The 20,119-nt window shown below is 70.9% G+C and carries 13 protein-coding genes; 10 read left to right on the top strand and 3 right to left on the bottom strand.

Annotated elements, in window-relative coordinates; genetic code table 11:
* Window positions 1–91: 91 nt before the first annotated feature.
* Window positions 92–1,528: a radical SAM protein gene (locus tag ABZ385_RS01010; protein WP_358908947.1), complete on the bottom strand. Its 1,437-nt coding sequence runs from the start codon at window positions 1,526–1,528 to the stop codon at window positions 92–94.
* Between the two features lie 640 nt (window positions 1,529–2,168).
* Between ABZ385_RS01010 and ABZ385_RS01005 the strand changes: the two genes are divergently transcribed.
* Genes ABZ385_RS01005 through ABZ385_RS00990 form a run of 4 tightly spaced genes read left to right on the top strand, consistent with a single transcriptional unit; the run spans window position 2,169 to window position 6,639 of the window.
* Window positions 2,169–3,464: an ATP-grasp domain-containing protein gene (locus tag ABZ385_RS01005; protein WP_358908946.1), complete on the top strand. Its 1,296-nt coding sequence runs from the start codon at window positions 2,169–2,171 to the stop codon at window positions 3,462–3,464.
* A 52-nt stretch (window positions 3,465–3,516) separates the two neighbouring features.
* On the top strand, window positions 3,517–4,263 hold the full coding sequence (locus ABZ385_RS01000) for a 2OG-Fe dioxygenase family protein (RefSeq protein ID WP_358908944.1): 747 nt from the start codon (window positions 3,517–3,519) through the stop codon (window positions 4,261–4,263).
* A gap of 46 nt (window positions 4,264–4,309) precedes the next feature.
* Window positions 4,310–5,587: an MFS transporter gene (locus tag ABZ385_RS00995; protein ID WP_358908942.1), complete on the top strand. Its 1,278-nt coding sequence runs from the start codon at window positions 4,310–4,312 to the stop codon at window positions 5,585–5,587.
* A gap of 26 nt (window positions 5,588–5,613) precedes the next feature.
* Window positions 5,614–6,639 (top strand): GNAT family N-acetyltransferase, encoded by a 1,026-nt coding sequence (locus ABZ385_RS00990; RefSeq protein ID WP_358908940.1) that lies wholly within the window; start codon window positions 5,614–5,616, stop codon window positions 6,637–6,639.
* 34 nt (window positions 6,640–6,673) lie between these two features.
* On the opposite strand, the gene guaD is transcribed toward ABZ385_RS00990, so the two are convergent.
* The gene (gene guaD, locus ABZ385_RS00985; RefSeq protein ID WP_358908939.1) at window positions 6,674–8,209 is read right to left on the bottom strand and encodes a guanine deaminase; all 1,536 of its coding nucleotides are present in this window, start codon (window positions 8,207–8,209) and stop codon (window positions 6,674–6,676) included.
* 295 nt (window positions 8,210–8,504) lie between these two features.
* Window positions 8,505–10,187: a glycoside hydrolase family 18 protein gene (locus ABZ385_RS00980; protein WP_358909295.1), complete on the bottom strand. Its 1,683-nt coding sequence runs from the start codon at window positions 10,185–10,187 to the stop codon at window positions 8,505–8,507.
* Between the two features lie 886 nt (window positions 10,188–11,073).
* On the opposite strand from ABZ385_RS00980, the gene ABZ385_RS00975 reads away from it, so the two are divergent.
* The 6 genes from ABZ385_RS00975 to asnB all read left to right on the top strand — a co-directional run bounded on the left by ABZ385_RS00975 (window position 11,074) and on the right by asnB (window position 20,097).
* A complete protein-coding gene (locus tag ABZ385_RS00975) occupies window positions 11,074–12,552 on the top strand; it encodes a sugar transferase (RefSeq protein WP_358908937.1) in 1,479 nt (492 codons plus the stop codon).
* A gap of 73 nt (window positions 12,553–12,625) precedes the next feature.
* Window positions 12,626–13,942, top strand: coding sequence for a nucleotide sugar dehydrogenase (locus tag ABZ385_RS00970; RefSeq protein WP_358577608.1), 1,317 nt, complete (start codon window positions 12,626–12,628; stop codon window positions 13,940–13,942).
* Complete coding sequence (locus ABZ385_RS00965; protein WP_358908936.1) at window positions 13,932–15,212, top strand: glycosyltransferase family 4 protein; 1,281 nt, start codon at window positions 13,932–13,934, stop codon at window positions 15,210–15,212. Before ABZ385_RS00970 ends, ABZ385_RS00965 begins: the two co-directional genes overlap by 11 nt.
* On the top strand, window positions 15,209–16,603 hold the full coding sequence (locus tag ABZ385_RS00960; RefSeq protein ID WP_358908934.1) for a Wzz/FepE/Etk N-terminal domain-containing protein: 1,395 nt from the start codon (window positions 15,209–15,211) through the stop codon (window positions 16,601–16,603). The genes ABZ385_RS00965 and ABZ385_RS00960 overlap by 4 nt, the downstream gene beginning before the upstream one ends.
* Window positions 16,600–18,165: a Wzz/FepE/Etk N-terminal domain-containing protein gene (locus tag ABZ385_RS00955; RefSeq protein ID WP_358908933.1), complete on the top strand. Its 1,566-nt coding sequence runs from the start codon at window positions 16,600–16,602 to the stop codon at window positions 18,163–18,165. Before ABZ385_RS00960 ends, ABZ385_RS00955 begins: the two co-directional genes overlap by 4 nt.
* A 3-nt stretch (window positions 18,166–18,168) precedes the next feature.
* Window positions 18,169–20,097 carry an asparagine synthase (glutamine-hydrolyzing) gene (asnB, locus tag ABZ385_RS00950; RefSeq protein WP_358908931.1) on the top strand — a complete coding sequence of 643 codons (1,929 nt, stop codon included), beginning with the start codon at window positions 18,169–18,171 and terminating at the stop codon, window positions 20,095–20,097.
* Window positions 20,098–20,119: the final 22 nt, after the last annotated feature.

Below are 20,119 nucleotides of genomic sequence, written 5' to 3'. Positions count from 1 at the left end.
CCGGAGGGGCACGGAGCATCACGGAACCCGGCGCGGCCACCCTCTTTCCCTTCGGTGGCCGCACCGAAGAGCCGTGTGCCGGGAAAACCGGTCAGACGGCGTCCGTCTTCAGACCCGAGATGCTGAGCGGTTCGCTGCCCATGTGCTTCTGTGCCCGCTTATTGCTCTTGTGCAGGCCCGCGTAGTATTCGCGGTCGAGAGCGATGACGTGGTCGGAGAAGAACATCCACGACAGGACGTCGCGGTACTTGAAACCGGCCGGCGTGAGCTGAATGCGGTCGGTGGGAAGCCGGCGCAGCAGACCCACGTCCTGCGCCGCTTCGAGGACCGGCTCGAAGAGATGGGCCTTCTCCTGATAACCGAAGCGGTCCAGTTCCTTCAGGTCCAGGTCGAAGGTGTCGAGGACGAGCCTTTTGCGTATGATCTCCTCGTCGTCGAGGACGAAGCCGGTGACGGGCGTGAGTTCGTGATCGCGTGCCTTGGAGATGTAGTCGCCGACCTCCGTGAGACTCGGCTTCACGCTGCCGACCATGTAGTCCACCGCACTGGAATAGCTGCGGGCGCCGGCGCCCAGTCCGAGCAGCGGAACGCCGTGGAAGGTCAGCACCTTCTGCTGGTAGCCGCCGCGCCCGAGCTTCTTGTACCGGACGTTCGACTCCTGGATGTAACCGGCTTCCTTGAAAACGGCGTTCGCGTAGTCGTACCGCTCGTACAGGTCGGGGCTCATCATGTACTGATAGGCCCCGGTTTTCGAGAACCACGCGTCCGGCCTGACCGTGAGGAAGTACGTGCTGATGGTCTCGGGGGCCAGCGCCGCGAGTTCGTCGACGGAGTGCTTCCAGCTCTCGGGGGACTGCCCGGCGAAACCCATGATCAGGTCGGTGCTCAGGTTCGGCAGGCCCTCCTCGCGGGTGATCTCGATGGCCTGGCGGATGACTTGCTCATTGGCCTGGCCCCGGCCCGCTTCGCGGATCTCCGAGGGCACCAGCGACTGGATGCCGATGTTGGCCCGGGTGAGGCCCATGGACATCAGGTCCCGCAAGGTGCCGGGTTCCTTGACGATGGAGTCCGGGGTGGCCTCGATGGCCACTTCCTCCACCGTGCTCCGCCAGTTGGGGTAGACCTCGTCCAGCGTCGCGAAGATCTGCTCGAAGTGACGCGGAGCCAACAGGCTCGGGGTGCCGCCACCGATGTAGATGGTGCGCAGCCGGCGGCTCTGGATGATCTCCGTGTGATCGCGGATCTGGGTGCACAGGGCCGCCGTGTACGCGTCGTACACGTCCAGGTCCTCGGAGATCACGGTGTACAGGTTGCAGAACCCGCACTTGTACCGACAGAACGGCACGTGCAGATACAGGTTGAGCTCGGGCACGGAGTGCCGCTTGAGGTCCTCCGCCCAGATGTCCCGGATGTTCCACGATCCGTTCAGCGGGCGGTAGGTGGAGCGGGACGGATACGCGTAGTTGAAAGGCGGAATCACACCCTGCTTGATGTGCCTGGCGAGTTCGTCGCGAATGGCGCTCGACATGCCTGATCCTTACGAACGTAGGTACGGCCTTGAACTGCCTGTCGACGGAGTGAGTACCGCTGTTCCATGCGGCAGATCACAGGCGTGGGGCTCACCGGAGAATGCGGGTCGACAAGATGGGCGCACGCCGATGCCCCGGCGGCGCAGCCGGTCCCAACTCTCGACGTGCGCCGTGACGGGGTGCGTGGCGCTCGTTCCCGCAGACGATTCCCGTGACGTTGCGATGCACTCAGCGCTTGGGCTCACAACAGTTCTGTCGGCCGGTGCGTAAATCTCTGTGGCTGAGTTGGTGCGTGGTGCGAGTCAACATGCGGCAGTGAGGTCGGCGCCAGTGGTGGAACCGACGACAAACGCACTGCGGGGCCCGGTGGGTTTCGTCCACTCCTCCAAACCTGTCCGCACCATGAGACGTCTGGCGCCGACGGCTGCCCCCGAGGTGGCGAACGTGCATAACTTTGTGAAACCCAAACGCCTTGTGAGCGAGGCGAGTTGACGAGTGCCGTCGCGCGACACGGGCCGTTTCTGGCTGTCTCTCAGCGCGTTGAGTCGTCATTTCCTCGGCACGTCCTCATCTGAGTGGCCGTCAACCACACGACGAACAAAGCCTGTTGCGCAACCGGCGAGTGAACTGGAGCAGCCCATGACCGCAGCGGACATCAAACGCATCGCCTACATCCGGTCGATCCCGATATCCCGGGCCGGCCCCTACATACCCGACCTGGCCCGGGCCGTGGCCGCCACCGGCCGCGAGGCCCGCATCTTCTACACCGACGGTGACTGCGACGCCGCCGACTTCCCCGGCGGCACCTGGGAGAAACTGCCCGAGGACGCCACCCCCGACCTCATCGCCGACCGGATCCGGGCCTGGGGCGCCGACGGCGTCGTCTCCCTGTCCTTCCCCGACGAAGCGGGCCTGCGCGACGCCGTGGTGAAGGAGAGGCTGGCCCGGCACGGCATCCCCATGGTGTCCAACGGGATCGAGCCCTCCCGGCTGCTCGCCGACAAGTGGGAGACCAAGAAGATACTCACCGACCACGGCCTGGAGACCCCGCCGGGCATCTTCGTCGACGGCACGCTCCTCAAGCACGGCGCCGCGGCCGTCCCGGCCTACGCGGACATCATCCGCGTCAAGGCGGAGGAGATCGGCTACCCCCTCCTGTCCAAGGCGGTCTGGGGCAGCTCCGGGAACGGCATGCGCTTCCTGCGCGACCGGGCGGACCTGGAGAGCTGGCTCGCGGCCCCGGACGAGGGCAACGTCGTCCTGGAGAAATGCGTCACCGGCGAGCTGTGCACCGTCGAACTCGTCGGCGCGGACGGCCGGTTCGCCGTCCAGCCACTGTGCTTCACCGGGTCGACCGGCGGCGAGCCCACCTTCGCCTTCTGGGAGCTGCGCTCGTCCGCCCCCCGCGCCCGGGACGACGCCGCCTTCGCACCGGTCGCGGAGAAGCTGAAGAAGCTCTGCGCCACCGTGGGAATCACCGGTGTCATCAACCTGGACATCATCTACAGCCACGGCACCTACTACGTGCTGGAGATCAACCCCCGTGTCTCCGGCGCGACCGCCCTCGGCGTGGCCGCATCGGGCCACAACACCTACCTGAGCATGACGGACATCCTGCTCGGGCAGTGGCGGGCCCCGGCCGAACCGGTCCTGCCCCGGCAGCGCTGGTCCCTGGAGTTCCCGGTCAACGGCGTGACCGACACCTTCGTCGAGGAGGCGGAACAGGCCCTGGACATCGTCCAGATCACCCCCGCGCTCGTGGTCGACGGCCGCGAGTACGGCGGCCTGCTGATCGCCACCTGCGAGTACGGCGCCGAGACCGACTTCCTCGACCGGATCACCGCCCTGGACGCCACCCACCGCGTCCTGTCACCGGACATGCTCACGCGGCTCAAGGAGCTGCTCACCGGCCCGGCCGCCCAGAGCACCCGCTGACCCGCTGACCCGCACCGCCCGCACCACCTCGCGCAGGAAAGGCCTCTCCTCCATGTCCCAGCCGTACGTCCATCTGCCGGCCGCCACGATCCTCGACTGTCTCGCCGGCCACGGCGAGACCGAGATCAAGCAGTTACGCGCGTCGTGGGAGGGGCTGCGGGTCGACCGCTACCTGAAGGACGGCGGCTCCTATCGCCGGCGCCGGTACAGCGCGTTCCACCTGACCGACGACGGCCTGGTGCGCGCCGCCCATGGCGCCTTCCGCCAGTCGCTCGCGGTCAACCCCCTGCACGGCGGCGTGGCCCGGGAGTTCGAGCCCATCGAGCAGGACGTGGCCGGCTCGCCGCTCCTCGCCACCCTCGTCCGGACGCTCGCCGACCGCCTCCCCGGCGACTTCGACCCCGCCACCGGCTGCATCGGCATCCACCAGATCCGCGTCCTCGCCACCCGCGACGCCGAGGGCCTGCCGGCACCGGAGGGCGTCCACGAAGACGGACACCACTTCGTCGCCCAGGTGCTCATGCGGCGGGAGAACATCGAAGGCGGCCTCTCGCGGCTGTACGACCGCGACAGGGCGCCCCTGTACCGCACGCTGCTCACCGAGCCGTTCGAGACGATCATCATCGACGACCGCCGCGTGTTCCACGGGGTGTCGGCCGTCGAGGTGGCCGACGGCTTTCCGACGGGCGTCCGGGACATGATGCTGGTCGACTTCTTCCCCCGCGCCGCCGACCCCGCCGCCGAGCCTGCCGGGACCGCCGCCGACCCCGCCACTCCCGACGCCGAGGCGACCGCATGAGCCGAGCGCCGCGTCCGGGCCCGTCCCCCGAGCGCCCGGAGCCCCGATGAGCACCAGCCGTCTCCTGGAGAAGTGGGGCCTTCCCGACCTGACGGGGAACGGCCGCTTCGTCACCGCGAACGTCATGGACAGCCTCGGCAACGGACTGCTTCTTGCGTTCACCGTCGTCTACTTCACCACCACGACCTCGTTGTCGCTCGGCTCCATCGGCGGCGCGCTCTCGCTCGGCCACCTGCTCGCCCTGCTCACCCCCGTCGTGGCCGGCTCCCTGATCGACCGCTTCGGCTCCCGCACGGTGGTGATCGCGGCCAACCTGGTCTCCGCGGCCGGATTCTGCGCCTTCCTCGCCGCGGACAGCGTCTGGAGGATCGTCGCCGTCCAGTTCGTCGTGCAGGCCGGGTCGAGCACCTACTGGACGGCGAGCCGGGGCCTCGTACTCCTCGCCGCCGACCGCCGGGACCAGGCCCGCTGGTTCGGCTTCATCGGCGCCCTGCGGAACATCGGCGGCGGCTTCGGCGTCGCCGTCGCCTCCGCCGCGGTCGCCGTGGACGACGGCTGGGTCCGGGCGCTGGTCCTCCTCGACGCACTGACGTTCGTGGTGGCCGCGATCCTGATCGCCACCTGGCACCCGGCCGCCGCCGAGCGCCCCAAGCCCTCCGCCCGCACGGCCGGGAGCAACGGCTACGCGGCGGTGCTGCGCGACGCGCACTACATGCGGCTGATCCTGGCGAACGTGTCCTTCGTGCTGGCCGCGAGCGTGCTGCCGGTCCTTCTCACCCTTTACGTGACCGAGGCGCTGCACGCCGGGGCCTGGCTCGCGGGGGCCTGCATCCTCGGCAACATGGCCCTCATCGCCACGGTCCAGACCCTGGTCGCCCGCATGATCGAGCGCCACCGCCCGACCCGCGTCCTGGCCCTCGCGGGCGTGGTCAACGCCGCGGCGTTCGCCGTCTTCGGTGTGCTGCTCGCGCTCCCCGGCGGGGCGGCGACCGCGGGCCTGCTGGTGGCGATGGCGGTCTTCACCCTCGCCGAGATGCTCAGCATGCCGTCGAGCAGCGAACTCAGCGCCACCCTGGCCCCCGAGCACATCCGCGGCCGCTACCTCGGAGCCTTCCAACTGTCCTGGTCCCTCGGCAACGCCCTCGCCCCCGCGCTGCTCACCACGCTCCTCGGGTACGGGCCCGCCTGGCCCTGGGTGGTCCTGGGCGCCCTGAACCTCATCGCGGTGCCGCTGCTGCTCGGCCTGCGCGAGACCGCCCCGCACGACCGGGCCCAGGAGGAACCGGCGGGCACCACCGCACCACAGGGCGGGACGAGCCCGTGACCGGCCGCGACCACGAAACGGATGCCATGAACGTCACCCTCATACCGGACATCACCGAGGTCCCTCCTGCCGCCTGGGAGGCCATAGCCGCGCCGGCGGGGTTCTACCTGTCCCACCGGTGGCTCGCCGCCCAGCAGCAGGACCGCACCGCCCGGGTCCGCTACGCCCTGGTCCACGAGGGCGGGGCGCTGGTGGCCGCCGCACCGCTGTACTCGGTGGACACGGAGCCGAACGACCTCTATCGCGTGCCCGAACTCGTCCCCGGCCGCGCGCCGTCCAGGACGCTGCTCGTGGGCGCGCGCCGCGGCTACCTCAACGCGCCCCTGCTCCACCCCGGCCTCACGCCCGACCGCCGCCGCGAGGCGCTGAACCACCTCCTGCGGGCCGCCGACTCCCTCGCCGCGCGGGAGGGAGCACAGCCGTGGTGGCTCTACGTCACCGACGCGGCGGCCGCCGAACTCGCCGACGCCTGCGGGACCGAGCCCGTGCGACTCAACGAGGACGCCCGCATCCCGCTGCCCGGTGACACCTTCGAGGACTACCTATCCGGGCTGCCGAGCAGCCGGCGCACGGCCATCCGGCGCGAGCGCCGGGCCTTCGCCGAAGCCGGTTACGAACTGCGCAGGCTGCGGCTCTCCGAGTGCGCCGAGGAGGTCGGCGCGCTGGCCGCCCAGTCGCAGGCCCGGCACGGGCACCCGGCCGACCCCGCCTTCATGGCGCGGCTGTTCCGTGAGCAGGCCGAGGGCATGGCGGACAGCGGCACCGTCCACGCCGCGTACGCCGACGGCCGCATGGCCGCCTTCAGCCTCGGCTACCGCCACGCGGACACCCTCTGGATGCGCGCCTCCGGGTGCGACTACGCACGACTGCGGGGCGCGCACGAATACTTCAACCTCGTGTTCTACGTCCCCATCGAGGACGCCTGTGCCCACGGCGCGGGCGCCCTCCACCTCGGCATGGACTCCCTGCGGGCCAAGACGCTCCGCGGGGCCGTCACCTCCCCGCTGTGGGCGGTGGAAGCGGCGGCCCCGAAGGCGCTCCTCAGTTCCTGACCGAGGGGATGAAGTCCCTGACCGAGGGGACGACTCAGCCGCTCACCGGCTTCTCCACCGGGAGCCAGCGCTCCTGCGCGTACGCCTGCTGCTCGTAAGCGAGTTGACCCATGATGTAGGTCTCCTTCACGACCCGGTCGTCGCCCAGGGTCATCACCGCGAAGAGCTTCTCGTGCCACTGGTCGAGCAGGCTGCGCGCGTTGCCCCTGACGTCGTTCGGCTCGACGTTCTCCAGACGGCGCTTGATGACCGGGGTGGCCGCCAGGTCGAGGACCACGAAGTCCGCCTCGTTGCCGGGCCGGAACGAGCCGATACCGGGGCCGCCGAGACCCTTGTTGCTCTCGTACGGCTGGTCCAGGTAGAGCGCCCGGGCCCCGCCGAGGGTGGCCAGGTAGAAGGCGCGCCAGGCGGTCAGCTTCGGGTACGGGTTCTTCCAGCCCTCCGGCCGGGGCTTGCACTCCGGCGGGTTGAACTCCGCGGGGACGTGGTTCAGCGCCTCGATCGCCTGGGCCTTGTACGCCGCCCCGAGGGTGCGCAGGATCGAGTAGTCGGTCCCGCCGCCGCAGTCGGTGCCCATACCGACGCGGACACCCTTGTCGATCGCGTCGACCAGGTTGTGGACGCCGCTGCCGAGGAAGAAGTTGGACGTCGGGCAGTGCGCGATCGTGGCGCCCCCCTGGGCCAGCAGGGTCCGGTCCTCGTCGTCGATGGAGACGCAGTGGGCGTACAGGGCGCGCTCGCGGAGCAGCCCGAACTTCTCGTACGCCCTGGTGTAGGTCTCCACCCCGAACTTGCCGCGGATGATGACTTCCTCTTCCAGGTTCTCCGAGAGGTGCGTCTGCAGCCACAGCGGCCTGCCCTGCTGGTCGTACTCGTCCATCAGATCGGCGCACATGCGCAGCATCGAGTCGCTGCAGGTGATCGCGAAGCGCGGGGTGACGGCGTACAGGAGGCGGCCCTTGCCGTGCCACTTCTCGATCAGGTCGACGTTCTGCCGGCGAGCCTCTTCCACGCTCGTGTCGAACTGGTTGTCCGGCAGGATCGCGTTCTGGGGCGGCTGGTCCTGCACGACCTTGCCGCTGATCATGCGCATGTTGCGCTTCAGGGCTTCCTGGAAGAAGCCCTCGGCCGACTGCCAGGGCGTGCTCGCCAGCGCGAGGCTGGTCGTGGTGCCCGCGCTGAGCAGCGTGTCGAGGAAGAAGTTGGCGATCTCCTTGGCGTGGTCCACGTCCTCGAACTTGGCCTCGGCCGGCCAGATGTACTTCTCCAGCCACTGCAGGACCTGGTCGCCGTACCCGGCGATAGCGTCCATCTGCACGTAGTGGATGTGGGTGTCGATGAAACCGGGTGTGATAAGGCTGTTCCGGTACTCCTTGAGCCGGCCGGACTCCCGCCAGTGCCCGTGCTCGGCCTCCGACCAGTTGTCGGTGAACTCCACCTTGCCGTCCGCGGAGACCACCAGGATGCCGTCCGGGAAGAACCGCATGGTCGCGTCGGGCCCGGTCGTCTCCGGTTCGAGACAGTCCCCGGGGTCACCGGTGAAATCAAGGATCGCGGCACGGTAAGCCATGGACTTGCCCGCGTCCGCGCCAAGCCGCGGGGGTTCCGATCGGGTGTTCGCCATCTTGATCACTTGCTTTCCGGCTAGGTGGGGAGGGTGGCCGTGCAAGTAAACAGAGGTCGGCGATCCAGGCGTCAGGGACAGAACCGACAGTGATTGCGCCGCGAGGTCGGGCGGGTGTTGTTCGCTCCTCCAAAACTGTCCGCAGTGCGAGATGATCACTCTCGCCGAGAGCCTCCCGACCTCTGCGCGGCTAGCCTCCACCCTCCGTCCCGATCGGTTCCGGCGGCGGGTCGGGGCCGGTCTACGGCAGGCCGTGCACCTTCGGGCCGACGGCGTTCGACCAGGCGTGGCCCGCCGTGGCGTCCCAGTTCGTGGACCACGTCATGGCGCCGCGCAGCCCCGGGTACGTCTTCGACGGCTTGAAGGAGCCGCAACCGGTGCCGCGGGTCAGGCAGTCGAGGGCGTTGTTCACGACCGAAGGGGCCACGTAACCGCTGCCCGCGCCCCGCGTCGACGCCGGGACGCCGAGGCCGACCTGCGACGGGTCGAGGCCGCCCTCCAACTGGATGCAGGCGAGCGCGGTCAGGAAGTCCACGCTGCCCTGGCTGTAGACCTTGCCGTCACAGCCCAGCATCGAACCGCTGTTGTAGTACTGCATGTTGACGACCGTGAGGATGTCCTTCACGTTGAGCGCCGTCTGGAAGTACGCGCCGGACGTGGACTGCATGTCGATGGTCTGCGGCGCCATCGTGAGGACCAGCTTGCCGCCCGCCTTCGCCGAGAGCAGGCGCAGCGCCTTGGTCATGTAGGTGGGGTTGAGTCCGTTCTCCAGGTCGATGTCGACGCCGTCGAAGCCGTACTCCCGCATCAACGCGTAGGCGCTGTCGGCGAACGCCGCCGCGGAGGCGTCGCTGTTGACCGCGACGCTGCCCTTCTCGCCGCCGACGGAGAGGACCACGGACTTGCCCGCGGCGTGCTTCGCGGCGATGTCCGCCTTGAAGTCGGCGGTGGAGGCGTAGCCGACGGCCGGGTCCAGGGTGAAGGCGAGCCGGCCCGGTGTGCTGGTGGCGTCGGCGAAGGAGACGGCGATGATGTCGTACTGCGGCGACACGTCCCGCAGCTTCTGCACGGTCGCGCCGTTGTCGAAGTTCTGCCAGTAGCCGGTCAGCGCGTGCTTGGGCACGACACCGCCGTCACCGTCGCCGCCGCCCTTGGCGGTCCTGACGGAGACCGCCGTGGACTTCGCGGACTCGCCCGCCGCGTTCGTGGCGCTGACCTGGAAGCTGTACGTGGTGTCCGGCGCGAGGCCGGTGACGGTCGTGGCGGCGCCGCCGGGGGAGGCGACCTTCGTGCCGTCGCGGTAGACGGTGTACCCGGTGGCCGTGGACACCGGGGACCAGGACAGGTCCACCGACGTGGACGTCGCCGTGCCCGCCGCGAGGCCGCTCGGCACCGCCGGTATCTCCACCGGGTCGGTGCCGCCGCCCCCGTCGGGCCCGAAGACGCTCACATCGTCCACGAGGTACGCGCTCTGCCCGTACCAGCCGTGCGTGTACACGGTGACCGACGTGCTGTTCGCGCCGGTGGTGAAGGTGGTGGTCAGCTGCTGCCAGGACGAGTTGCCCGGGGTCCACGTCGACACGTCCGTGGTGCCGGTGCCCCGGACTCCGAGGTAGGCGTAGCTGCCCTGCACCCAACTGCTCAGCTTGTAGGTTGAGTTCGGCTTCACCGACACGACCTGGGAACACTCGGCGGTGTCCTGGCCCGAGGGGGTGGCCTTCAGCGCCTTCGTGCCGCCGTGCACGGGGGAGGTGACGGCGGCGCCGCTGTTCGCGGTGCAGGTCCAGTTGCTCAGGCCCGACTCGAAGCCGGCGTTCTTGGCGACGTTGACGTCGGCCGCCGCGGCGTCCGCCGACTGCGCGGGGGTGGCGAGCGCGGTGACGGTGAGCGCGGCGGCCGCACCCGCGGCGACCGCCGCGCCGATTCTCCGGCGAACGCCGGATCCGCCCTGACGTACACGGTCCACGGGGTGCCTCCAGGGAGAGGTGAAGGGGAGTGAACGGGCGGCAACCACCGCCGCTGTGCGCCAAGTTGGTCCAGACCAATAGAGTTGTCAAGGTCCCGGGCAGGGTGCACGTGCTCGGCGGGGTGGATCTCGCGCCGGGTCGGCGCCTCGCAGGCCGTCGTGTCATCGCCGTCCGCGGCCGCGGCCCCCACCGCCCCTGGCGTGGCGGCATGTTCATATTCGGCCGCTCACCGCCGCCCCAAAGGACCGGGCGATGGGGCTCGGAATCGGTCAGCTTCAAAGCGTGGGCACAAGTTACACACATCCCCTCTCCATACCGGCCTCGATGGTCTAGATTGACCGTGCTTCAGCAGTTCGGCCCGAAGCGGCCATGGTTGATCTTTCATTATTGATCTTTGGGTTCGGCGCGGGGGCAGCCGCTAATCGCGTCCCCGCACCGCGCGTGGGGGTGATCAATTACGGGGGCACGAGAGGGCCTTGGGTGCAGGGGGCATCCGAGGTTTCCACGGGTTTCCGCGTGTGTCGGGAGTTCGGCGAGTCGGGCGAACCCGGCACCGCTGAAGCATGTTGTTCAAGCAGCAATTGTGCCCTGTTCAATTAATTCGGCGACGCGGTAATGCGTCGGCGATGCGGTGATGACGTCGGAAATGGCTGAGACGGCTGTGACGGTCGAGGCGGCCGGGACGTCAGATGCGGGAGGCGAGCCTCCCGGGGGGAGAAGCAGCGCGGTGCGGGAGGCGGGGGCCTTCCGGGGAGGAACGGCGCGGCGCGGGAGGCGGGGGCCTCCCGGGGAGCAGCGGGGTCGGGCGAGCACGTCGAACCAATGGTGACCTTGGGGGGTCCTGTGCAACAGGGGGAATTAGTCAACCCGTTTCCGTCGGCACGCGGGCATGTGGCGGACGGAACGATCAGTCGCTCCGTCGACGACTGGGAACAGCGCTACCGCCGTGCGGTGATCACCAGTGACACCGTGGGGACCGCCTTCGTCGTGGCATCCATCGGCATCTTCTTCGGGGCCAGGGACGCGGCCAACTGGCACGAGAAATGGGGGATACTCGCATTCGGCACCGAACTTCTCGTGCTGGCGGCCCTCGCGCTGAGCCGGGCGTGGGCCCCGGTCGTACTCGGTCAGGGCGCCGAGGAATTCCGCCGGCTCGGACGCTCGCTGTTCACGGCGGTCGTCGTACTGGCGCTCGGCGGAATCGCCCTCACCTCGCGCAACATCAAACTCTGGATCTTCGTCGCCGTACCCGCCATCGCGCTCGTCACCATGACCCAGCGATATCTGCTGCGTCTTTGGCTGCACAAACAGCGCAATGAAGGGCGGTGCCTGCGACCGGTGCTCGCCGCCGGGAGCGTCGCCACCGTGCTCGACCTGATCGCCCGGGCCCGCAGATTCCCGCACCTCGGCTGGCGCGTGGACGCGGTGTGCACGACGGACGGCCTCGGGACGCACGGCGACCAGCTGGACGGAGTGCCCGTCGTCGGCCGGCTGACGGACGTCGCGGGCCACGTCCGCCGCGACGGCTACCGGGTCGTCGCGGTCACCCCGGACCCGCACTGGTCCCCGGACCGGCTGCAACGGCTGGCCTGGAACCTGGAGGGAAGCGACGCCGAGATGGTCGTCGCCCCCGTCCTGATGGAGGTGGCGGGACCCCGGCTGCACGTCGACGCGGTGCTCGGCATACCGCTGCTGCGGGTCAGCATGCCGGCCTTCACCGGGGGCCGCCGCGTGGTCAAAGAGGTCGTCGACCGGCTGGGCGCGGCGCTCCTGCTGCTGCTGTTCGCACCACTGATGGTGCTCGTCGGGCTGCTCGTGCTCGCCGACAGCCGGGGCGGTGTGGTCTACCGCCAGCGCAGAGTCGGCAAGGACGGCCAGGAGTTCACCATCTTCAAGTTCCGCACCATGGTCGCCGGCGCCGATCGCGTCCGCGCCGAACTCGCCGACCGCAACGAAGGCGCCGGCCTGCTGTTCAAGCTCCGCCAGGACCCCAGGGTCACCCGGGTCGGCACGGTGCTGCGCCGGTACTCCCTCGACGAGCTCCCGCAGCTCTTCAACGTGCTCACGGGCTCGATGTCGCTCGTCGGCCCCCGGCCACCGCTGCCGGAGGAGTCCGCCGCGTACGGCCCGGACATCCGGCGGCGGCTGCTCGTCAAGCCCGGGCTCACCGGCCTGTGGCAGATCAGCGGACGCAGCGACCTGCCGTGGGACGAGGCGGTCCGGCTCGACCTGCGCTACGTGGAGGACTGGTCGCTCGCCCTGGACGCGGTGATCTTGTGGAAGACGCTGCGCGCGGTGCTCCACGGACAAGGGGCCTACTGATGCGCGGGGAGCGCCGGGGGACCGGCGCACGGACGGCGGGCCGCGAGGGCCCGCCCGGGGGGAGGAACGCGTCATGAGGGTGAGCGTCTTGGGGCTCGGTTACGTGGGCTGCGTGTCGGCCGCGTGCCTGGCCGGCAACGGCCACGAGGTCATCGGCGTCGACATCAACCAGGTGAAGGTCGACCTGGTCAACCAGGGCAAGGCCCCCGTGGTCGAGGAGCGGATCGGCGAACTCACCGCCGAAGCCGTGCGGAGCGGGGCGTTGCGCGCCACCACCGACGTCCGCGAAGCGATCATGGGCAGCGACGTGTCGCTGGTCTGCGTGGGCACACCGTCGGCGCCCAACGGCAGCCTGTGCACCACCTACCTGGAGCGGGTCACCGAGCAGATCGGCGCCGCGCTGGCCGAGCGCGGAGGGCGGCACACCGTGGTGTTCCGCAGCACCATGCTCCCCGGCACCTGCCTGAACCTGCTGGTGCCGATCCTGGAGAAGTACGTCGGCGGCACCGCCGGGGTCGACTTCGGGGTCGCCGTCAACCCCGAGTTCCTGCGCGAGGGCACGAGCGTGCGGGACTTCTTCGACCCGCCCAAAACGGTCGTGGGCGAGCTGGACCCGGCGAGCGGTGACGCGGTGCTCGCGCTGTACGAGGGCCTGCCCGGCGAGGTGTTCCGGGTACCGGTCGCGACGGCCGAGGCGATCAAGTACGCGGACAACGCCTTCCACGGCCTCAAGATCGGCTTCGCGAACGAGCTGGGCGCGGTCTGCCAGGCGCTCGGCGTGGACTCGCACCAGGTGATGGACGTGTTCCTGGCCGACCGCAAACTGAACATCAGCCCCGCCTATCTGCGGCCCGGCTTCGCCTTCGGCGGCTCCTGCCTGCCCAAGGACCTGCGCAGCCTGGTCCACGCCGCACAGCGGGCCGACGTCTCGGTGCCCATCCTCTCCCACGTGCTGCCCTCCAACTCCGCCCACCTGCAACGCGCCGTGGAGCTGGTCGAACGCACCGGCAAGCGCAAGGCGGGCCTGTTCGGACTGTCCTTCAAACCCGGCACCGACGACCTGCGCGAGAGCCCGCTCGTGGAGCTGGCGGAGAGGCTGCTCGGCAAGGGCTACGACCTGAAGATCTACGACGCCAACGTCAGCCTGTCCCGGCTGCTCGGCGCGAACCGCGAGTACATCGAGACCCGGCTGCCGCACCTCGCGCAGCTGCTCGCGGACTCCGTCGACGAGGTGCTGGAGCACGCCGACGTCGTACTGATCGGCACCAGGGACCCGGCCGTCGTCGCGGCGCTGCCGCACGGCGAACAGCCGGCCATCGTCGATCTCATCCGCCTTCCGGACGCCGAGGCGCGCCGGACCGAACCGGGGTACATGGGCCTTGCTTGGTGACACGACGTCCGGGGACATAGCCGGCGGCGACCGGCCGGGCCGGCGCGCCCTGATCCTGGTGGAGAACCTGTCGGTGCCGTTCGACCGGCGCGTGTGGCAGGAGTGCACGACGCTGCGCGACGCGGGCTGGGAGGTGCACGTCATCTGTCCCCGCGGACACAAGCGGGACACGGAGGCGGAGGCGGAGATCGACGGGGTGCGGATCCACCGCTACCCGTTGCGGGCGGCCACCGGAGGCCCGGCCGGCTACCTGCGGGAGTACGGCACGGCGCTGTGGCACACCGCCCGCCTCGCCCGCAAGGTCGGCCCGGTCGACGTCGTGCACGCCTGCAACCCGCCCGACCTGCTGTTCCTGCCCGCACTGTGGCTCAAGCGGCGCGGCGCGCGGTTCGTCTTCGACCAGCACGACCTGGTGCCCGAGCTGTACCTGTCCCGGTTCGACCGGGGTGAGGACCTGCTCTACCGCGCCGTGTGCGGGCTGGAACGGCTGACCTACCGGGCCGCCGACGTCGTGCTCGCCACGAACGAGAGCTACCGGGACGTCGCCGTGCGCCGCGGCGGCGTGCCGCCGGAGGATGTCTTCGTGGTGCGCAGCGCACCGGACACCGACCGGTTCCACCCCGTGCCGCCCGAGCCCGAACTGAAGCGCGGCAAGCCCCATCTGCTGTGCTACCTCGGCGTCATGGGCCCCCAGGACGGGGTCGACTACGCCTTGCGGGCCCTCGCGAAGCTCCGCGACGACCTGGGACGGACCGACTGGCACGCCGTGTTCATCGGAGCCGGCGACGCCTTCGACGCGATGGTGGAACTGTCCCGCGGGCTGGGGCTCTCGGACCAGGTGCAGTTCACCGGACGCGTCTCGGACGCCGACCTGGCACGCCACCTGTCCACCGCGGACGTGTGCCTGTCTCCCGACCCCCGCAACCCGCTCAACGACGTGTCCACGATGAACAAGGTCCTGGAGTACATGGTCATGGGCCGGCCGATCGTCTCGTTCGACCTGCGGGAGGCCCGGGTCTCGGCCGGCGACGCCGCCCTGTACGCGTCCGGCGACGACGAGGGCGAATTCGCGGCGCTCATCGCCCTGCTCCTCGACGACCCGGAACAGCGCACCCGCATGGGCAAGATCGGCCAGGAACGGATCGGCGGGCAGCTCTCCTGGCGCAACTCGCAGGCGTCGCTGCTCGCCGCCTACGCCGCTGCCTGCCGGAACCACACCCCGGTGTCGCCGAACCGCCCGGCCCGGGCGCGCAGGAGGCCGCACCGTTGAGCGATGATCCGATACGCCTGGTCACCATCGGGCGGATCCTCCGCCGGCGCCGACGGCTCCTGGCCGTCCTTGTCGTGCTGGGCGCACTCGTCGGCCTCGGCGCCTCGGTGCTGTTCCCGCCGCGCTACACGGCGTCGGCGTCCGTCCTGCTGCCCGGCCAGTGGGAGGAGCGCGAGCTGCTCACCCAGGCGGAGATAGCGGCCAGTTCGGCGGTGGTCGACCGGGCGGCCGCCACGCTGCGCTGGACGGACGGCGGCGGCGACCTGCGCGACCGCGTCGGCGCCGAGGCCGCCGACGGGAACATCATCAAGATCTCGGGCACGGCCGACACCCCGGAGCGCGCGCAGCAGCTCGCCGACCGGGTGGCCCAGCAGTTCGTCACCTTCGCCGCGCGGATCGGGGGCGGCGAAGGCGACCCCGAAGCCGCCACGGGACCCGAGGCGCTGCGCCGGAAGGTGGCCGAGACCAACCGCCGCATCACCGAACTGGGCGAGGCGGCCGACCCCGGCAGGACCGTCGAGAGCGTCCAGGCCCGCACCGCGCTGGAGAAGCTGCGCGCCTCGCTGGAGGAGGCCATGAAGAAGCTGGACAAGGCGGACCCGGCGTCCAACACCGCCGGCATGGTCGTCATGGGCCCGGCGCCCCGGCCGACCGGCGAGGCCCCGCCGACCAGGACGCAGCTCATCGCCGGCGGGGCACTGCTGTTCTTCCTGCTCGGCATCGTCGGCCATCTCACCGCCGCACGCACGCACCGCCGGCCGCGCACCGAACCGGAGATCGCCGCGGCCCTCGGCTCGACACTGCTCGGCACCGTCGACGTGCCCGAGGAACGCCGCCCGCACCGGCCGAAGGAGCCCGGTCTCCGGGCCCGCGTACGCCGCCTGCTCGGCCTCGACGTCCGGTGGGACGTGCCCGCCCCGCAGAAGTCCGGCGACGAGGACGCCAGACGGCTGCGCTACCGGCGGGTCCGCGCCCGCCTGCGCCTGCGGCTGCCCGTACCCCGAGGGCTGCTCGTCGTCGTCCCCAAAGGCGACGACATCGCCCGCCGGGCCGCCGAGCAGCTCGTCGCCGAGGTCCGCGCCGAACCACGCCCGAACTCCGTGAGCGGACCAGGCCCCACGCTGCGCATGGTGGAGGTGTCGATGTCCCGGCCGATCGTGCCGGACCGCGACACCGAGTCCGGCGCCGTGGTCGTCCTCAGCGCGGGCAGCTGGACCGCGCAGGAACTCGCCGGTGTCGCCGAGGCGTGCGCGGACGCCGGCCACGAGGTCGTCGGCACCGTCGTCGCCGGGCCGGTCAGGACCCGTCCGATGCCGTCGTCCGGCCCTTCGCCGCGGGACGCCGGTCCCGCCCTCGCGGCCCGTGGCCAGGCACCGGGAGGTGCGGCGTGACGACGAGTGCGACACCCGAACCGCCGGCAACCGCCCCGCTGCTCGACCTGCACGCGCTGGTCGTGGCCGTGCGCAGGCGCCGCCGCCTCTGGAGCGCCATGGCGCTGCTGGGGCTGCTCATCGGCGCCGCCGTGGCGGTACTGCTGCCGCCCCCGCCGAGCGCGGTCACCAAGATCCTGGTCACCCACAAGGAGGACCAGCCGAACGACACCGGAACGCTGATCCGTACCGACGTCGAGCTGCTGGGCACCACGCGGATCGCCGGAAAGGCCCTGAAGATCCTCAAGTCCCCGGAGAGACCCGAGGACTTCCTCGAGGACTACCGGGGCACCGGCCTGACCAACAACCTGCTCCAGATCGATGTGACCGGCGCCAGCGAAGCGGACGCGGTGGCCCGCGCCGAGGCGCTGGCCGACGCCTTCGTCGCGGACCACGTACGGCGCATGCGGGAGACCGCGAAGGCGGAGGCCAAGGCCCTGCTCGACCAGCGAGACCGCATGCGGGGCGAGCTGGCCCAGGTCAACAAGGCGATCGGGAACCAGCCGGAGGGCGACCCTGCGGCCTCCGCGAGCATCGAGACCCTCTTCGCCCGCCGGGCCGAACTCAACTCCCGGATCGCCGACTTCGACCAGCGCGCCGCGGAAGCCCGCACCGGCACCCCGAAGCTCGTCGCCGGCACCCAGATCGTGGACGCCCCGCGCGCGGTGCGGCACTCCCTGCCCCGGGCCGCCGCCACCGACGCCGTGATCGGACTGGTCCTCGGGCTCGTCCTCGGCCTTGTGGTGGCCGCCGTCGGCGCGGTGGTCGCGGACCGCCCCGTGCTGCGCCGGGAGATCGCGGCCAACCTCGGCGCCTCCGTCCTCGCGGAGCTGCCCCCGACCTCCCGCCGGCCGATCTGGCCGTGGCGGCGCCGGCGGACCCGCACGGCACACGAACGGCTCACCACGACGCTGGCCCGCACCGTGCGCGGCTCCACGGAACCGGTGTCCCTGCTGGAACTGGGCTGCGCGCGCAGCACGAGCGCGCTCGCCCTGGACCTCGCCGGGGCACTGGCGGCGGAAGGACCGGTGGCCGTCGTCGACGGCCTGCCCGGACCCGAACTCGACCGGGCCCGCAAGAATCCGCAGGGCCCGAGCGTGGTCACCGGCGAACAGGCCACCTCCCTGCCGCGCCACGTGCGCCGGCTCGGCATCGGCTCGGTCGCGCCGGGCACGGCGTGGACCGACCTGCGTTATCTCGGCGGCCGAACCGTGCTCGTCGTGCGCGCCGGGCACGGCAGCGCCGCCTGGCTGCACACCGTGGCCCGGCAACTCGCCGACCAGCGCATCCCGGTCATCGGCGTGGTGCTGATAGACCCCGACCCGCGCGACCGCACCGACGGCACGCTGTGGGACGGGGCGTACACCGCGCCGCGCGGCCCTCACGAGGCGGCCCGGCAGAGCGAGACGGGCAGGCCGCGCACGGAGCGGGCGCCCCGGCAGAACGGGACGGGACAGGCATGGCCGGAGCGGCCTTCGATGCCGGCCGCACGAGTCCCGGACAGCGACCAGGAGGCACGGTAGAACATGTGTGGCATCGCAGGCACTTACCTCTGGCCGGACGGAAAGGCCGTCACCGACCGGCTCACCGATGTCCTCGCCCACCGCGGCCCGGACGGGGCGGGCCGCTACAGCCACGCCGCCGGTGACGGCGAAGTGCACCTCGGGCACCGCAGGCTGGCCATCATCGACCTGTCCGGGACCGGCGCCCAGCCCATGGTCTCGGGCGGCCTCGTCCTGACGTACAACGGCGAGCTGTACAACGCGCCCGAGCTGCGCGCCGAACTGGCGGCCGCCGGGGCGCGCTTCCGCGGCACCTCCGACACCGAGGTGCTCCTGGAGGCCTGGCGGCGCTGGGGCACCGACTGCCTGCCCCGGCTGCGGGGCATGTTCGCCTTCGCCGTCTTCGACGAGCGCACCGGTGACCTGGTGCTCGCCCGCGACCAGCTCGGCATCAAGCCGCTGTTCCTGCTCCGGCGCGGCAAAGGCCTGATGTTCGCCTCCGAGCTGAAGGCGCTGGCCGCCGTGAACGGCGGGTCGCTGGAGCTGGACCACGCGGCGCTGGTGGCCTCGCTGCTGTACTACTGGGTGCCCGACTCGCGCTGCGCGTTCCGCGAGGCGGAGAAGCTGGCACCGGGCAGCTGGCTGCGCTGCCGGGCCGACGGCCGGGTGGAGCGCGGCCGGTACTGGGACCTCAAGGAGGTCGCCGCCGCGGGCCGCGAGCGGGCCCGCGGTGGCGAGCAGCCGGACCTCGCCGCCGTCATCGAGGACTCGACCCGCCGGCATCTGCTCTCCGACGTCCCCGTGGCGACCTTCCTCTCCGGCGGTCTCGACTCCAGCTACCTCACCGCCCTCGCGGCCCGCCACCGGCCCGGGATCTCCGCGTACACGATCGGATTCCGCGCCGAGGACGCCAAGTTCGAGGCCATGCCGGACGACCTGCGCTACGCCCGGCAGGTGGCCGAGCGGTTCGGCGTCGACCTGCACGAGATCGAGATCGCCCCGAACGTGCTCGACCTGCTGCCGCGGATGACGTACCACCTGGACGAGCCGATCGGCGACCCGGCCGCGATCAACACGTTCCTGATCTGCTCGGCCGCGCGGGAGGCCGGCGTCAAGGTGATGCTCTCCGGGATGGGCGCCGACGAGCTGTTCGCGGGGTACCGCAAGCACCTGGCGAACGTGCTCGCCCTGCGCTACCAGCGCGTGCCGCGGCCCCTGCGGCGCGGCCTGTCCGGGGCCGTGAACCGGCTGCCGGTCGCCACGGCCCGCCGGGGATACCGCTCGGTGCGCTTCGCCAAGCGGTTCCTGTCCTTCGCGGAACTGCCGGAGGAGACCGCGTTCCGGCGCAGCTACACCATGTACGACCAGGACGAGCTGCTCGCCCTGATCGACCCCGACCTGGCCGGGACCGTCGACGACGTGCTGACCGAGCACGCGGACGTCTACGCGGACAACGACCTGGACGACTTCGTGAACCGCATGTGCCTGGGCGACGCCCGGATGTTCCTGCCGGGCCTGAACCTCGCCTACACCGACCGCTCCAGCATGGCCGCCTCGACCGAGGTGCGGGTGCCGTACGTGGACGTCGAGGTGGTCGAGGCGGCGTTCGCCGTGCCCGGTGACCGCAAGATCGTGGGCCGGCAGGGCAAGGCCGCCCTCAAGGAGGCGGCCACCTCCGTCCTGCCCCGGGAGATCGCGTACCGGCCCAAGGGCCTGTTCAGCGCCCCGCTGCGGGCCTGGATGAGCCGGGACCTCGCGCCGCTGGTGCGCGAGGTGGTCAACGACGGGCTGCTGGTGCGTTCCGGTTTCCTGCGGCGCGACGCGCTGGCGCGGATGGTCGCCGAGGACGCCGCGGGGCAGCGGGACTTCTCCAAGCACCTGTGGCATGTGCTGACGCTCGAGTACTGGTATCGCGGCGCGACCTCTGGCTCCGACCAGAGTCGAGCGGCTTGACGGCGTAGAGACAAGAGGACTT

Origin of the sequence: Streptomyces sp. NPDC005898 (assembly GCF_040629635.1) — a bacterium.
In the GTDB taxonomy this organism is placed as follows: domain Bacteria; phylum Actinomycetota; class Actinomycetes; order Streptomycetales; family Streptomycetaceae; genus Streptomyces.
Note: the sequence above shows the minus strand (reverse complement) of the source record. Positions and strands in the feature narration are given on the sequence as shown.

What these genes read in the sequence shown, in the direction of transcription:
- ABZ385_RS01010 (WP_358908947.1), bottom strand. Translation starts at nt 1,528, where the DNA reads ATGTCGAGCGCCATTCGCGACGAACTCGCCAGGCACATCAAGCAGGGT.
- ABZ385_RS01005 (WP_358908946.1), top strand. Translation starts at nt 2,169, where the DNA reads ATGACCGCAGCGGACATCAAACGCATCGCCTACATCCGGTCGATCCCG.
- ABZ385_RS01000 (WP_358908944.1), top strand. Translation starts at nt 3,517, where the DNA reads ATGTCCCAGCCGTACGTCCATCTGCCGGCCGCCACGATCCTCGACTGT.
- ABZ385_RS00995 (WP_358908942.1), top strand. Translation starts at nt 4,310, where the DNA reads ATGAGCACCAGCCGTCTCCTGGAGAAGTGGGGCCTTCCCGACCTGACG.
- ABZ385_RS00990 (WP_358908940.1), top strand. Translation starts at nt 5,614, where the DNA reads ATGAACGTCACCCTCATACCGGACATCACCGAGGTCCCTCCTGCCGCC.
- guaD (WP_358908939.1), bottom strand. Translation starts at nt 8,209, where the DNA reads ATGGCTTACCGTGCCGCGATCCTTGATTTCACCGGTGACCCCGGGGAC.
- ABZ385_RS00970 (WP_358577608.1), top strand. Translation starts at nt 12,626, where the DNA reads ATGAGGGTGAGCGTCTTGGGGCTCGGTTACGTGGGCTGCGTGTCGGCC.
- asnB (WP_358908931.1), top strand. Translation starts at nt 18,169, where the DNA reads ATGTGTGGCATCGCAGGCACTTACCTCTGGCCGGACGGAAAGGCCGTC.